Origin of the sequence: Methylobacter sp. (assembly GCF_030680395.1) — a bacterium.
Taxonomy (GTDB): Bacteria; Pseudomonadota; Gammaproteobacteria; order Methylococcales; family Methylomonadaceae; genus Methylobacter_A.
On sequence record NZ_JAUXVR010000044.1, the window covers coordinates 21,492 to 36,361 of the forward strand.

12 protein-coding genes are annotated in these 14,870 nt (G+C 45.0%); 1 reads left to right on the top strand and 11 read right to left on the bottom strand.

Annotated elements, in window-relative coordinates; translation table 11 throughout:
* Positions 1-78 precede the first annotated feature (78 nt).
* Complete coding sequence (locus Q8L79_RS17915) at positions 79-2,427, bottom strand: alpha/beta fold hydrolase (RefSeq protein WP_305274010.1); 2,349 nt, start codon at positions 2,425-2,427, stop codon at positions 79-81.
* Between the two features lie 170 nt (positions 2,428-2,597).
* On the bottom strand, positions 2,598-3,788 hold the full coding sequence (locus Q8L79_RS17920) for a cytochrome P450 (RefSeq protein ID WP_305274012.1): 1,191 nt from the start codon (positions 3,786-3,788) through the stop codon (positions 2,598-2,600).
* 270 nt (positions 3,789-4,058) lie between these two features.
* Here Q8L79_RS17920 and Q8L79_RS17925 point away from each other — a divergent pair, with 270 nt between their 5' ends.
* Entirely contained in the window at positions 4,059-5,363 is a 1,305-nt protein-coding gene (locus Q8L79_RS17925) for a DUF917 domain-containing protein (protein ID WP_305274013.1), read from the top strand.
* 367 nt (positions 5,364-5,730) lie between these two features.
* Here the strand turns inward: Q8L79_RS17925 and Q8L79_RS17930 are convergent, their stop codons facing one another.
* The 9 genes from Q8L79_RS17930 to gstA form a co-directional block, all read right to left on the bottom strand.
* Entirely contained in the window at positions 5,731-7,740 is a 2,010-nt protein-coding gene (locus tag Q8L79_RS17930) for a TonB-dependent siderophore receptor (RefSeq protein WP_305274014.1), read from the bottom strand.
* On the bottom strand, positions 7,737-8,672 hold the full coding sequence (locus Q8L79_RS17935) for an ABC transporter substrate-binding protein (protein ID WP_305274016.1): 936 nt from the start codon (positions 8,670-8,672) through the stop codon (positions 7,737-7,739). The genes Q8L79_RS17930 and Q8L79_RS17935 overlap by 4 nt, the downstream gene beginning before the upstream one ends.
* A gap of 49 nt (positions 8,673-8,721) precedes the next feature.
* A complete protein-coding gene (locus Q8L79_RS17940; protein WP_305274018.1) occupies positions 8,722-9,507 on the bottom strand; it encodes a hypothetical protein in 786 nt (261 codons plus the stop codon).
* Between the two features lie 220 nt (positions 9,508-9,727).
* A complete protein-coding gene (locus Q8L79_RS17945) occupies positions 9,728-11,281 on the bottom strand; it encodes a glycerol-3-phosphate dehydrogenase/oxidase (RefSeq protein ID WP_305274020.1) in 1,554 nt (517 codons plus the stop codon).
* Positions 11,278-12,039, bottom strand: coding sequence for a glycerophosphodiester phosphodiesterase (locus tag Q8L79_RS17950; protein WP_305274022.1), 762 nt, complete (start codon positions 12,037-12,039; stop codon positions 11,278-11,280). Before Q8L79_RS17950 ends, Q8L79_RS17945 begins: the two co-directional genes overlap by 4 nt.
* Before the next feature lie 48 nt (positions 12,040-12,087).
* Positions 12,088-12,924 (bottom strand): metallophosphoesterase, encoded by an 837-nt coding sequence (locus tag Q8L79_RS17955; RefSeq protein ID WP_305274024.1) that lies wholly within the window; start codon positions 12,922-12,924, stop codon positions 12,088-12,090.
* Between the two features lie 81 nt (positions 12,925-13,005).
* Positions 13,006-13,248 carry a hypothetical protein gene (locus tag Q8L79_RS17960; RefSeq protein WP_305274026.1) on the bottom strand — a complete coding sequence of 81 codons (243 nt, stop codon included), beginning with the start codon at positions 13,246-13,248 and terminating at the stop codon, positions 13,006-13,008.
* A 241-nt stretch (positions 13,249-13,489) separates the two neighbouring features.
* The gene (locus Q8L79_RS17965) at positions 13,490-13,678 is read right to left on the bottom strand and encodes a hypothetical protein (RefSeq protein ID WP_305274028.1); all 189 of its coding nucleotides are present in this window, start codon (positions 13,676-13,678) and stop codon (positions 13,490-13,492) included.
* 225 nt (positions 13,679-13,903) lie between these two features.
* Complete coding sequence (gene gstA / locus Q8L79_RS17970) at positions 13,904-14,512, bottom strand: glutathione transferase GstA (RefSeq protein ID WP_305274030.1); 609 nt, start codon at positions 14,510-14,512, stop codon at positions 13,904-13,906.
* Between the last annotated feature and the right edge of the window lie 358 nt (positions 14,513-14,870).

The following is a 14,870-nucleotide window of genomic DNA, read 5'->3' on the forward strand; positions in this document are numbered from 1 at the left end:
CATGGGCTCCGTGTAAACCCCAAGCGCGGCTAAACTGCATTTCCACGCGGCGTATGGGAATGAGGGATTCCAATACTGTCAATCTTCGTGTTCTTCGTGCCTTCGTGGTGAATTAAAAATATTAAACGTGCCATTTTTATTATGTAAGACGCTTAATTCATTTAAAAAGTTATCAATCACAGACCAGGTGCCACCGATATTTTCCATTAAAATGCCGTGGCGATTCGATTTAATGAGTTGTATTTTCTTATGCTTGGAACCCAGTTTATCCATAATAATCGGCGCACCTTTGGGAGAAACAATAGGGTCCTCATCGCCATACATAATCAGGACAGGCAGGCTGATCTGCGGCAGTAGCTCATCAAGCCGGGCAATTAACAGTCTCAGCTCATAAAGCGCCCTGACCGGCGTATTCCGGTAGTTAATGTTAGGGTGCTCCGGTTCATTATCAATGAAAGGCTTTACGCCTTCGTAGGCCGAAACCCAATCCACCAGCTTGTTGGTGCCGTGTAATAACGGCACCAACATAAAGGCGGGATTAACGAATTTTAACGGCACCGAAACGGCGATAACACCGATCATTTCAGGATAGTGTTCGGTAGCCAGTTTTAGCGCCAATGCGCCGCCCGTGGAAAAACCGGCAACAAAAATACGCGGACAATGCACCTTGAGTATGTTGAAGCCCCGTTGCACGCAACCATACCAATCTTGCCAGCTCTGGTCGCGCAACGCATAGGGCGACGTGCCGTGACCTTTCAGCCGGATACCCATTACCGTGTAACCCTGTTTAACCAGATATTCGCCATAAGCTCTTAATTCAGCGGGACTGGCAAGCAAGCCGTGAACCAGTAAAACGCCGAAGCCGTTGGCAAGCTCCGGCTGGATAAAAAAAGGCGCAGGGTCGGCAACGGCGACTTCATCCGGGCCAATATCTTCAAATAAAGGCTTTGAGTAAGCCAGCTTTTCCCATGCCAAAGTGCGGCATTCATCTTCAAAATGCCAGGCGGCCAATTTGTCTTTATCGGCATGAGCACATTCGGCTATGGCATTGATCAGGGTATCTCGAACGGTATGTAGCGGAGCCGCTTCATTGTTGTAAACGGCAATCGGATTTTCCAGGCGAATGCTGTCAAAGTCGGACTCGACACACAGCTTGGACAAAAATTGGTAATTATTTTCATCTTCTTTGATGAGACCGGCTTCTTTTGCAGCACACATGAAATAATCGAAACGCTTGTTAGCAGCTTTGAACAGATCGCTATAATCATCGGGATTGAGCAAACTCCGGTGCAGATGAATCACCGTATTGTTTTGTAAGTGCTTGATGGCGACGTACAAAATACTATAAAACTTATCTTTCTCGATATACATCCGCCCCTGACCGATACAGTACATAATCAGCGTTGCCGCCAGATGGCTTAAATTGATAGTGACATTGGCATAAATACCTTCCATATATTGGTCGCGCGAAGTTTGGGCATTTTTTGTAAAACACGCGCCCAGCAAACGTTGCCTCCAGTTCTGGGGTCTGGTATTCAGCGTAAAAACATCGTCTAGGGTGTTAATTTCCGGGGCGATCTTGCTTACCAGGTAACGGCTACGCCAGCCCCATACAGCACAAGGATCAACGGGAGTACCCATGCGGATATCCATGTCGGTATTCTTCAGCATAATGTTGCCTTCAATCAACAATTCCTCGGATTGACGCAAACTCAGACCGTTCGAAAACAGCTCGACGCTTTTAAACAGCAGGTTTTCGGAGGAACGAATCGGATAAAACGTAATATTGGCCGGCACCATCAGCGTCGGTTTATTCGCTACCGCTATCAGCTGATCGATGCTGTCGATTTGTAAAACATCTTTCCATTGCCGAAGCAGCGCAACATCGTTTTGGCTGTGGGCATGACGGATAGCCGCTTTAAAAGTTTCCACGCCCTGGCCCAAAACCGCAGGCCCCGTGTGCAGCTTGCGGCGGTTGCCGGTGACTCGTGAGTAAATGCTGTAATGACCGCGTTTGTCGATAACCCGCCGGTCTTTTACCATGCCGCCTTCAGGAAAAATAATGACCTTGCGACCGCGCAAAATCTGCCCGGCCAGTAACGGAAACAAACGGTCATGGTTGTGAGGAAAAACACCAACATGTTTTAAATACCGCGACAGTACATTGTCTTCTTTAAAGAACTCTCCGGAAGCAATCGCGCAACTGTAAGCCCCGGTTTTCTCGTAAATAAGAAACTGGGGTATAAACGTTTCAAACCGGGAAAAATGGTTGAATAAAAAGATATCGCCTTCCAAAACCTGTAGATCGGCGTGCAGATCAAGCTTAACGCTCAGCATGTTTTTGACGGCGTTAAACAACTTGACCGATCTATTGTAGAGCTTGGTATCTATATCAGGCCAGTCATCCGGATAAGGTGTTTTATTCATGTCACCTTCTTTGTCTAAGGGTAGAAGTCTAGGAAATCACCATTGAGCCAAACTCGTATTTTCAGTATATCCCGCGCTGAAAGCTATGGAGTCACTGTGGAATTATCGGCCTGTGATGTTTTACCGGCCAGTCCGATGATAACTCTTACCTGTCATAGAAGATATTATTTCTACCATCTTGCAGGTAAAGATTCCAGGCCTCTAAATACCCACGTCTGTTCCCACTTTAATTGATCTATATTATCGATAGCCAAATCCGGTAATCGGCGAAATAAGATTTCCAGTGCAACTTCTATCTCGATAGTTCCCAGCTTAGCTCCCAGGCAATAATGGTTACCATGACCAAAAGCAAGTGATTTTTTAACAGTTGGTGGTCTCTCAATCCAGAAACGATCAGGATCGACAAACACTTCAGGATCATGGTTTGCCGAATCAAGAGCGATATAGACAGTATCCCCAGATGCAATTTGAACTCCATTCAATTTCAACGATTCCTGAACAGTACGGAAAGTAATTGGCGCTGAAGAATTAAAACGAAAGCTTTCCTCTACAGCACAGGAGAGAAGCTCTGGTTTAGCAATTAGCAACTCCCGCTGATCTGGATAAAGAAAGAGCAGCCGTAAGGTATTGCACAGTGCGTTGGCGGTAGTTCCGTATCCAGCTACGAACAATATAATAAGATTGGAAATAATTTCATCTTCACTTAAATGCTCTCCTTCTTCCTCAGCTGCCAGTAACTGCGAAACTAAATCGTCCCCAGGTTGTTTGCGTCTTTGCTGACAAATTTCGCGAAAAAACCCCTCCAACCGTAATGCCGCAGCATTAGCGACATCAAGTTCCTCCACAGTAAGAAGATTAGGTTCAGCAGCTCTCGACATGAGTTTAGTTTCCGCCAAAAAATCAAGACTCTGTTCCAGTTTGATGTTAAGCATATTGCAAATAACTTGCACAGGTAACGGATAAGCAAAAACATGCATTAAATCGGCCTGCCCGCAATCTATCCATTTGTCCACTAACTGCTCCGCGCTTCTTTGCACCAATGCACGTACCTCGCTTGTTTTACGCGCATTAAGCGCTTTGACGATCACCTTGCGCCGACGAAGCGAATTCATCGATACCCAAAAATTATTATGAATACGATAAACAGGTTCAACATTCATATCTCGACCATAACGTTGATCGGTGATCAAAGGAACATCTTTGTTTAAGAAAGGTTTTTTCAACAATTGCTCAATATCATAGTAACGGGTTATTAACCAAACCCCTGGCTCTAAAAGATAGACTGGAGCTTGTTCGCGCAATCTGGCATAAGTAGGGTAAGGGTTCGCTATAAATTCAGGAGATTGAAAGTCTAGTTGCATAAGTTAAGTATCTTAATTGATGAATATTTTTCGAGGCGGCAAGCGCTTTCTCTTGCTTCTAATCGAACCGCCGACAACACTACGCAAACACTGAAAATGAAAGTTGCGTCAGCTTTTGCCACATATTATTGACGTTATAGCTTACAATATCACCCTTGTCCTGTTAAGGACATTTTATCCGAGCTAAACCAATAAATTTTTCTGCATTTAACGAAGATAAAGCTTCAACAGAAACGAATATAATCCATTCAATTTTAAGGAACAGTTTTCATGCTTAATGATATTTCACTTAGAAAATCATCATTTAATGAGTCCCAACAGATAAAAAAAGTGGGTGAAAATGACTATAAAGTCAAAGATTTTGGCCTCGGTAACTATCAATTAACAAAAACAGATATTAGCTACATTGTATATGGCGCATGTTTTTTAGCATCAGGCGGCGGCGGACCAATTGGGATGGCCCTGCTTTTTATGGACAAAATGATTAATGATGCCGATGTTATGTACTATGTAAATCCTGATAACCTTGAGACAAATAAAAATATATCCCTCGTGGCGGGTTTAGGTTCACCCGATAAAATATTTGAAGGTTTCGGGCAAACGGTTTCATTAAATGCCTTCCGTGAAATGAATGATTATCTAACTCAATCCGGCCAAAAGCCGTTAAGCTATTTAATGCCCGTTGAAATGGGCGCAATGAATACTCTAATTCCTTTTATAATTTCAGCGAGAAAGGGTATTTCCGTAATTAACGGTGATCCCTGTGGTAGAGCAGTACCGGAAATGAGCATGAATCTTTTCAATATTAATCAATTACCCCTAAATCCTGTTATCTTAACTTCCGATACAGATGAATCGGGGCATTATCAAAAAGTTATTGTACAGGTAAAAGATGCAGAGGATGCGGAAAACCAGGCACGGCGATTCGCCAAGTCACATAACAGCACAGCTGGTATAGCGTGTTATCCGATGAAGGGCTCTGATTTAAATTGTTCAATGTTATCCGATAAAAATGGAGCTAAATTTATTCAATGGACAGTGGGTTTTGCATGGAATCTGGGACAGAACATGATTGAATCCAAAAATTATAATGAATTCCTTAAATTTCTGGATAGCTTTTCACTACCTAGCTATAAATTATTTGAAGGGGTAATCACCAATAAAGAAGAGAGCAAAATAAGCGGTTTTGACGCTGGAAAAATCACCGTATCAAATGGAGATGAAACACTTTTTATCTATTATAAAAATGAAAGCCTGTTAGCATGGAACGTAACAAGAAAATGCTATGTTGCTATGGGGCCTGATTCAATAAACTTTCTTGCCAGAAAAGATGCCCAACCATTCTCAAATAGCGATATAAATAGTGATCCTGAAAAAAATGCTAAAAACATATCGTTAGGAACAGAGATTGGTATTATCGGCCTGTGTGCTTATGAAAAGTTGAAAAATACCGTTCTCGTAAACCTGTTTTTATCAAATATTCAAGAAACTCTGGCTGCGTTCCCTGAAGATAATGTACCTGTTCCCGCTAGATATACTCCACTGCCCGATTTAATGTCGCATTACAACGGATAGGGAATATTTAGGTGTAATTAAAATGTAGGATATAACGTACCCTACTCGGTTTGTTAGGCAGTCAGGTCCGCCCCGTCTGACTGCGTTTATATGGGGCAAACCGTTGCTCTTTCGCAATCAGCGGAGATTTTTTACATTAACTTTTCAAAGGAGAGATAAGATGTATAACATTTACTGGTGGTAAAAACTTAACCCGGAAGGTGGATTCGCCTATAGGCAATCCACCTTCCTACGAATTACAGCTAAATATCTAACAATCGTTTAAACGCAACGACTAAAATAAGGCCGTTTTAAAGCTCATTAAACGCGTAACAACCTTGTGTTTTCATGGTTGTTATGTGACGTGCATAACATCAGCTATCCCAAATTAAAACTTCAGACTGACATGCCCGAAAAATGCCCTTCCAGCCATTTGATAATCACCTATAAAATTCAAGCTAGTGGGAGCCGGATCGTAATACCGTTTGTCCAATAAGTTGTAGACATTAAAACTGATGTCAACTTTCTGCCCAAACATGTTTTTCCCCAGCAATCCTACATCGAATAAGGCATATCCAGGCACATTGTTGCGTGTATCACTCGGATTGCGCAATGTATTGCCTTTGATAAGGATATGCGCAAAGCTGCTCCAGGTATTATCGAAAGCCCAATTTGCTGTCAGGTTGGTACGATGCCGCGGCACATCTGCTAACTGCTGACTAAGTTGAGTGCTATGCTGCAAGACATGATTGGCGCTGATATAGGAACCTTGCAGATTGCCGCCAAAATCATAACGTGTCTCCAATTCGACACCCTCGGAGATTAAACTGCCATTATTGGCATACTGCAAAATCGTTGTTTGGCCGGAAACCGGTGAGATAATTTGATTGATTGCAGAGTGATAATAAGTAGCTTGGGTCGTCAAACCCGCCACGGGATGGGCAATAATGCCCGTTTCAAAGGTTTTAACTTCCTCCGGTTTAAGCATCGGATTGCCTGATACTACAGGATTATTGACGAGGCTGAGTTCACCGAAGGCAGGCGCCCGATAAGCTGTACCATAAGAAAATTTCAGTGAATAATTTTTAATAAACTCCCAATTAAAGCCCATCCTAGGATTGAATGTGCCGCCAAAGTCGCTGTATCTATCATAGCGAGCTCCCAAGGTCATGCGTAGGTTTTTTAATGGGTCCCAGACATCTTCAATGTAAATCCCCCAGCGTCTACGTGTTCTTTCCTCGCTAGAAGACAATGTCGGCATCAAGTGTTCTGGATCGCCTCCCAATTCATCAATAAGGTTACCCTGCTGCTCTTTTGCATAAGAAAACCCGCTGATCACGGTTTGAGTATCACTGATATGATAATTAGCTTGAATTTCACCACCGGTACGTGTGTCCTGAAAGCCGGTACGAAAAAACTGGGTCGGTGCAAGTTGCCATCTATTATCAGCGCTATAAAAATCGTGAAATATTTGGGTATCTACCGTGAACTTATCTTGAATTTTCCAGGTTCGACTCAAGCGCAGAAAATAATCGTTATAATCTTGTTGAGTCCTGTCATCGCTAAGGACAGATGCCGCTCCAAAAAATGTGCCCGCTTTTTTGTTAATATAACGTCCGTCCAGTTTAAAGTCTTGATAACCTAATTGCCATTCCAGATCATAACGGCCTTCTGTAAGCTGGCTTCTACCGGGCGCTGAGGAAGGCTGTCCTTGAACACTCAAGCTGTCAGCCGGGATTGGCGAATTGATGCCGTTAGTATCGGTAAAATTGAAATGCAATGCGGCCTCAGCGCTATTATCGAATTGCTTGCCCCAGGATGCCCGATATTGCTGGGTATCGAAACTGCCCCAACCGGCTGAAGTTTGCACACCATTCAAATCCTTGGCGTTCTGGGTGATGATGTTGATAACGGCAAGAAAGGCATTAGCGCCGTATAAAGCCGAACTCGGACCGCGCACCACTTCGACGCGTTTGATCGTATCCACCGGTAAATCATCGTAGACCCAACCACTACCGGCGTTCTGCAGATTATGATCCAGCGGATGGCCGTTCAACATAATCTGCACTTTTTCAGACGTTAATGTTTTAACACCGCGAACTTCAATTTCACGCCACCCCATCTGCGTTTGCGTAATACCGATACCCGGAACCAAGCGCAACACATCCAACAAATTACGCGCACCGATCTGCTGAATATCGCTTTGGGTAATGACTGTCGTTGTCGCAATAGTCTTATCCACATGCTCTTCTATTTTCGAGGCGGTAATTACGACTTGCCGTTCTGCGGCAAGATACGCCAATTCCTTTTCCAGATCATCATTCGAAGCTGCCGCTGCAAAAGCACTCGAATTCAACACCAAAACGCCAACGAGTAGGGTGTATAAATATTTAATCATTTATCACACTCCACAATTTTATTAACCGAATCCAGGGCGTCTTGATTAAAACTGAATCGTAATGCGTCGAGAGCGCATTTGTTTAAAGTAACCGTTGAGCCCGCAGGGTTTTGCACCGTCCCCTCCGGCACTTTATCCTCATTTATCATCAGGGCTAAACTTGCCGACTGTCGCCCAATCGTTGCCAGATCCGCAGAAATTGCCAACACCGCGCCTTGTTCTATAAACACCTCACTGTAAGCGTAAACCGGTTTTTTCTGTTGTTGCGCCGCTTGAAAAATTTGCTGCACTGACGCTTTACTGCTTAAAACAACCGGATCGGAAATAATCCAGAACATATCTATTTTGGGCAGCAATTCATTGAGCGCCCCGCTGATCTCTTGCGTATCATTAATGGGCTGGTTAATGATATTTATGCCTAAGGCTAAGGCCTCTTTTTTAATGGTTTCTACGTATTCACGACTGAATTTATCATTGTAAAGTAAGCCGATTGTTTTAATCGTTGGAAAGAAATAGCGTAACAACGATATTTCTTGCGCAGACGACAATTCATTGGCTACACCATAAGTTCCTTCGCCAATATCCAATCTTCTCCAATTAATAGCGGCTGAAAATAACAATTTTTTGTTAGAGGCAACATTACGCGCTAACGAATAGGCTTTGGTTCCTATGCAATAAATAAGCACAGGATTTTCTTGTTGGATAAGCTGTTTCAGCTCCGCTTCGGCATCGGCATGACTGTTTAAATTAAACTCAGTCCATTGATAAGCGTTTTGCTGCAAGACTTTTTTAAATTCAGAGGCGATTGTTTCATATCGAAAAACGGTATTATCACTATTAACAATCAGCACCTTACCCGGCAGGGCAAAACCGGCGCTAACCCAAAAGACACTCAATAGGATTAAGACCTTACAAAAATCCATTATTTTCATAGTGGGTTCCAGCCTTTATAAGACGCGCGGCGATTATTGAAGCATTTCATTACATTGCCCTCCAGCCATCTATGCCCAGTAACTTTAAATTCTCTCCACCGGCATCGGCTTCCGACATTTTTCGTAACACTTCAAGTAATTCCGCTTCTTGCTGCTCCGGTTTTTTCAATGTTGCCGCAACCAATAAATAATCCTTTTCGCTAAAACCCAAGCCATGTAATTCTCTAAATTGATTGGGATTAATCATCGCCAGCTTATCCAAACTGCTTTCTGCGGAAATGGCGGCACTCGCCATGCCAAAACCCACCGCCATAATCGCATCGATGTCTTTAGGCACGAGAAGTATTTTGATGTCTTTAAGCAGCGCTTCCTGCTCTTTGCCGAGTATTTGCTTCAATACACTGTGAATGTATTCTTCACTTCCTGCGCCAGCAACCACGGTATTTTTAAGCATAGTGACATCGACAATATCTTTTTTTGTACTTAATACCTTCCTTTGCATGGTGTTGCCCTTTGACGTGCCGACCAAGGCAATTTTCAGCGGCACATTTTTTTGCTGCAATGCCTTTAAATGCCAACTGGATAATAAATAAATATCGCCTTTTTTTTCCTGGATTACCGCTTCAAAATTTTCCCTGCTATCAAAAGGCTGGAAATAATAGCCGCCATGGTTCACCAAATAGGTATCAAAAGCTGTTTTTAACGTGGCAAAATTATTGATATTCGTTTCCGGATTATAAAAATAGATAATCGACCCTACATTGGAATAGGCCGACCAGTAACTTCCGGTAATAAATACAGAAAAGATAAAAAAGACAGGCAAGATGCGTTTCATTTCTAGTATCTTTCGTTAAAACCGCACGTTAATACCAAGAAATAAGCCTTTGGGGTGGTCATTTAATATTCTTTAAATTATAAGAAGCCGCAATAATAGCCTTTACAGAAAAATAAAGCACCGTAAAAATGCGACTAAATCCCAGTTAATCCTCTTCCAATAAATGAGTATCACAGTCGATTATAAACTCAAAAAAATATAGAACCGGATTGTCCGCAGTTCATGTTTTTTTAATGCACATTCCACATTCGTTATTTAAAGTAGCCTCATCCCAGCCCAGCGTTCTTGCAGTCATTTCGGCGAGATAACGTAATTCGGACTGAGTCATTTTTGCCAATATTAACAAGGGAATCCGCCGTCTGAGCAAGTCTTCCAAATGTACGACCATTTCATGACCGGCACAAAATACCAAATCGGCGAATATAAAAGGCAGCGTGGGCATGATCCGCTTTGCCAACGGGGTATCCTGTTTTATTAATTGAAAAACCATCGACACGCGTTTTGCGTGTCGCCGTATCAGCCATTGTGCGCTTTCTTTGTCTATGCCCAGCGTTACAGCTTCGAGCAAAGCCGCATCCGCCCACAACCGATAATCCTGATCAGGCAGCCACGGAAATGGCCTGCCGTCAGTTTTGCAAGGCTTGTCAACGCCCAGGTTCTCACAAAGCGTATTGACGATCTGCGCCGCATCCTCCCGCGCCGAAGTGATTTTTCCGCCGATGGACATCAAGAGACCGTTATCGGCGACTTTCAATTCCCAGTCGCGGCTGACGGCAGACGGCGTTGTTTTTGAGCTTTGTTTTAAAACGCGCAAGCCGGCGTAACGACCAATAATGTCAGCCTCAGTCCAATTTATCTCAAGCACCCGGTTGGCCTCGGTCAGCAGATAATCGACTTCATCCGCTGCGACAAAAACCTGATCGACATCGCCGGTATAATCGGTATCGGTAGTGCCCAGCAGCGTCAGCCCGTACCACGGAATCATGAAGAACACTCTCCCGTCCGTTTTCGCGGTCAGCAACAGCGCGTCATTGCCGAGTGCCTTGGGCAAGATTAAATGTATGCCTTTGGTTAATCTGCAATCGCCTTCAGTTGTCCATTGCCCGATTGTGTTAACGATTTGTCGGGCATAAACGGCCGCTGTTTTGCCGTCGACCTGATTTTGAATTTTAGCGCCACAAGCTCGTCCCTTATCTTCAATAAAGCCGGTCACTTTGCAGTAATTCACACATACCGCTCCGGCCGATAACGCGCCATCGATCAATTCCAGGACCAAACGGGCATCGTCGGTCTGCGCGTCGGCATACGTAAAACCGCCGGTTAATAATGCCGGATTGAGACAGGGAAAACGCTCCGCGAATGCAGCCCGGCTGAATCGACGATGAGCTTGGTCCGAGCAGGGCGTTCCAGCCAAAAGATCATAAAGCGTCAGACCGAGTTTCAGGCGAATATTGCTTAACCTGCTGCCCTTAAAAACCGGAACGCCAAAACGTAGCGGCCAAACACGATGCGGTGCGGCTTTCTTCAACATCTCGCGTTCGCGCAAGGCTTTTTTAACCAGCTTGAAATCCAGAGACTCCAGATAACGCAGGCCGCCGTGTATCAGCTTGCTGGAAGCGGATGAAGTTCCCGAGGCCCAGTCGCCCTGGTCGACGATGGCAACTTTCAGACCGCGCAAAGCGGCATCATAAGCCGTCCATGCGCCATAAATGCCACCGCCGCAAACCAGCACATCAAAATGCCGGTCGGCGAGTTGCGCAAAGTCCCGTTTCACGAATCGCGCAGCTGCAATGCCAGTTGCGGGTAATCGGTAATCAGGATATTGACCTTCAGATCCAGCGCTTTTTGAATCTCCTCAGTACTGTTGCAGGTATAAACCCCAACGCCTTTGCCCCGCTCCCGCAAAAGCTTGGCAATAGACTCGTTATGAATATCGATGGGCAGGCAAAAACCGGCAAGAAAGCTGTATTCTTTCAGGAACAGCTCGATGTCGGTCTGGGTGTGATGGCCGGACAGCAGATAGTAAAGCGGCAAATCCGGTGAGTGTTGATGGGCAAAAATCAGGCCGGGCAGACTGTATGAAGAAATAAACACGCCATCGGCCGCCGATGTGCCGATGATCGCCAGCATTTGCAGGATTTTAGTTTCCAGCCGTTGCCGCGATTCCTCGTCGCGACTTTTAAGCTCAATATCCAGACCGCAACGCCCTCGGAAACTATCGATAAACTCCTTAAGGCTCAACGCGCCTTCCGATGCCGCATCGGGCGAGCAGTATCCGGCAAAATCCATTTGCTCAAGCTGCGCGAAATTAAAATCGTCGATGCCTTTTCCAGGATGACCCAGCTTATCCAGCTCCCAGTCATGCCAAAGAACAGGCACCTCATCCAGACTCAACTGCACATCGGTTTCAATGCCGTCTATCGGATATTGCAGCGCATGATTAAAAGCCGCGCGGGTATTTTCGGCAATGGCAACGGTCTCCTTATTAGCGCCGCGATGAGCAAAGATCAAACACTTATTCTTATTATTCATTATGTTATATCCTCATTATTTTATTCGCTGATTCCCAAGCTCAAATTGTTATGCCAGCAACCGTGGATTTACCAATTCCAACACCGCTATTTCCGGGTAACAATTGAACCTCACCGGCAAAATTGCCCAACCGATCCCTCGACTTATAAAAAGCGGGGTTCTGGGCGTGGCGATAAGGCCGCTGGAATAGTCCTTGTTTTTTACCGGCAATCTGGGCGCCCCCAAAAAAGGTATTACAACCTGCCCGCCGTGGGTATGACCGCTCAGCACCAAAGACAGCGGCGTTTCAAACTCCGTATCGACTGAATCCGGATTATGCGACAACAGTATCCTGCAATCGCCTTGATCCGAGCTGGAAAACACCTTGTCGATTTTTAGCTCGTCGCCCCAAAAGTCCCCTGCCCCGCCGATCAAAATCCTGTCGCGACCCTTGTAAATCGGCTTGCATTGATGCCGAACATTCTGCCCTGATCGTTCCAACCAATACAGGGATCTACTATTGTCGGCCCAATGATCATGATTCCCCAACACCGAATAGACACCATACCTTGCGCTTAGCTTAGACAAAATAGGCCATACTTTGTCGATTTCTTCAATCGTGTTCCGTTCATGAACATAATCGCCGGTGCATACGATAGCGTCCGTGTTTAAGCTGTTTGTCCGGTGAACTATTTCTTCAACAAACAACGGGGAGACCAGATAACCCAAATGCACATCCGTCACGTGCGCAAGTGTAAACCCGTGAAACGAAAGCGGCAGATTAGAGATTGGAATCTTGTACCGATTCACCTGCACGATGTTTCGCTCGATGAATACCGGATAACTCCCGGCAAAGGCAAGCGCACCGCCGGAAAGCGCTGATTTAAGAAAGGATCTTCTGTTCATAGAAGTATCTTGAATTTGTTTAATGCAGTGAGCTCGTGGGATGGGTAGAGCGGCGCAAAACCCATCGTATTGAGATTGCGATTAGGCTGCTTCCCTCAATAACTTCGAAGCTAAGTTATGACCGGCAGTAGGGGGAGGTAAAGGCTTGCCGTCATCTAACATGGTTGTAACCCATTCATCGACTATTTGACATAGATCATGATATACCTGCACTTCATCGTCGCCATGACAACATGGGCCGATGATGCCAGGGAATTGACCAATAAAGCATTGATCCTCTTCGGACCATTCGACAATTTTTAGGTATTGGGCTGATTCTTTCATTATTCTGACTCCTGAATTTCCTGTTTAACCTCTCGCTCCTGATAAAATTTGGCATCGTCACCAAGCTAACCAGAGATAGCAATTTTTACACCTTTTTTGTGTTCAAAATTTCTGTGACTGCCTTTGCCGCCTCGATTAACAAAGCCGAACTGCTCAAGTTCAAATATTAATTCTCTAATTTTCCGTGGCATGTTTAGATACAGTTTATATCAGGTTGGCAATGGCCGCGCTATCTCATAATTCATAAAGGCAGCTCTTTTTCTAGTTGCTCAATTGTGACGCTGTCTCCGCGATCAAGCTCCGCCATTCCTTGCCGTATAACCGCAATAAATTCAATTTCTTGCGCAACCTGATGTAAAGAAACTTCGTCCGGTAACCGCAAAAGCAAATCTTTGATAATTTCCTTGCCGCTCCTGTTGGCGGTATTCATAAATTAATTTCCCGAAGTTCAATGCCAATGACACGGCCTAACTGTTTTGATTGAGCCGAGTATAAAACAACGGAACATGGCGTACAAACAATTACGAAGCTTGTTCTGGAACAAGTTGCGCTGATTCCCAATCGCCAGATTGGGAATCTCGAAGGCGAAGCCCCAGCTTCGTGATACAGGAAGCTGGGGAACTTGGGAACTAGCGAGCGTGGGATCTAGCGAAATTCAAACAAGCCCTTCTTCCTTCGTCGCTTTTTGCACTGCGGGACGCGCGGAAATTTTAGCGGCATAGTCCGCCAGCACCGGCCAACGCGAAATATCGACATCGACATAAGCTCCCCAGCCCAGCATGACAAACAAATAGGCATCGGCCACGGTAAAATGCTCGCCGAGCAAAAATGCATGCTTCGAAAGATGCTCGGCGACGGTTTCCAGGCGCGAAGTCAGTGTTGCAATCGCCATTTTTTTAGCGGCCTCAGGCGTGGCGGAATTAAACAACGGTCCAAAGCCTCCTTTATGAATCTCGGTGGAAATAAAATTCAGCCATTGTTGCAGCTGATAACGCTCGAATGTACCAGCCGGTGGCGCTAATTCTTTCTCGGGCGCCTGATCGGCAAGATACTGCACAATAGCGGGACCTTCCATCAGCTTGTTGCCGTCGTCAAGGATCAGCACCGGCACGTAACCGTTAGGATTTATCAGCCGGAAATCATCCCCCGCTTTGGTGCGTTTGCTTTGCAAATCAACTTCAATCAATTCAATCGGCAGTTCCGCTTCACAAGCGACGATGTGGGGTGATAAAGAACAGGCGCCTTTGCTGTAATAAAGTTTCATGGTTTCTTCCTCTGAGCTGTATTAACAAACAAGGCCGATCAGTCTTTGATCGTTTCAACCTAAAGCACGATGTTGACTGCATCAGCAAGGGGCGGCGCATAGTTGTCTACGCCAAAATCGGATCGTTTGGACAGTCGTCGCCGCAGGTGTTTTTCATGGCGATTTTATTCATTCCGCACTGGCAGCAATCTACCACCAAATACACTGCTTAGTAATACTGTGCCAGCTTAAATTGCCATCAACGACAACGAGTTGATCTTTATTAAGGCCGTGTTATCCGATGAAAACACAATCCGGGGAAAACAAGCAGCCCGTATGGGGCTTGCATAATAAGGGCTATTGGCTTTTTTCGTACGCG

Bases quoted from the DNA above. Each gene is read 5' to 3' on its own strand.
- Q8L79_RS17925 (WP_305274013.1), top strand. From the start codon at position 4,059: ATGCTTAATGATATTTCACTTAGAAAATCATCATTTAATGAGTCCCAA.
- Q8L79_RS17915 (WP_305274010.1), bottom strand. From the start codon at position 2,427: ATGAATAAAACACCTTATCCGGATGACTGGCCTGATATAGATACCAAG.
- Q8L79_RS17935 (WP_305274016.1), bottom strand. From the start codon at position 8,672: ATGAAAATAATGGATTTTTGTAAGGTCTTAATCCTATTGAGTGTCTTT.
- Q8L79_RS17930 (WP_305274014.1), bottom strand. From the start codon at position 7,740: ATGATTAAATATTTATACACCCTACTCGTTGGCGTTTTGGTGTTGAAT.
- gstA (WP_305274030.1), bottom strand. From the start codon at position 14,512: ATGAAACTTTATTACAGCAAAGGCGCCTGTTCTTTATCACCCCACATC.
- Q8L79_RS17940 (WP_305274018.1), bottom strand. From the start codon at position 9,507: ATGAAACGCATCTTGCCTGTCTTTTTTATCTTTTCTGTATTTATTACC.
- Q8L79_RS17950 (WP_305274022.1), bottom strand. From the start codon at position 12,039: ATGAATAATAAGAATAAGTGTTTGATCTTTGCTCATCGCGGCGCTAAT.
- Q8L79_RS17955 (WP_305274024.1), bottom strand. From the start codon at position 12,924: ATGAACAGAAGATCCTTTCTTAAATCAGCGCTTTCCGGCGGTGCGCTT.
- Q8L79_RS17960 (WP_305274026.1), bottom strand. From the start codon at position 13,248: ATGAAAGAATCAGCCCAATACCTAAAAATTGTCGAATGGTCCGAAGAG.
- Q8L79_RS17920 (WP_305274012.1), bottom strand. From the start codon at position 3,788: ATGCAACTAGACTTTCAATCTCCTGAATTTATAGCGAACCCTTACCCT.
- Q8L79_RS17965 (WP_305274028.1), bottom strand. From the start codon at position 13,678: ATGAATACCGCCAACAGGAGCGGCAAGGAAATTATCAAAGATTTGCTT.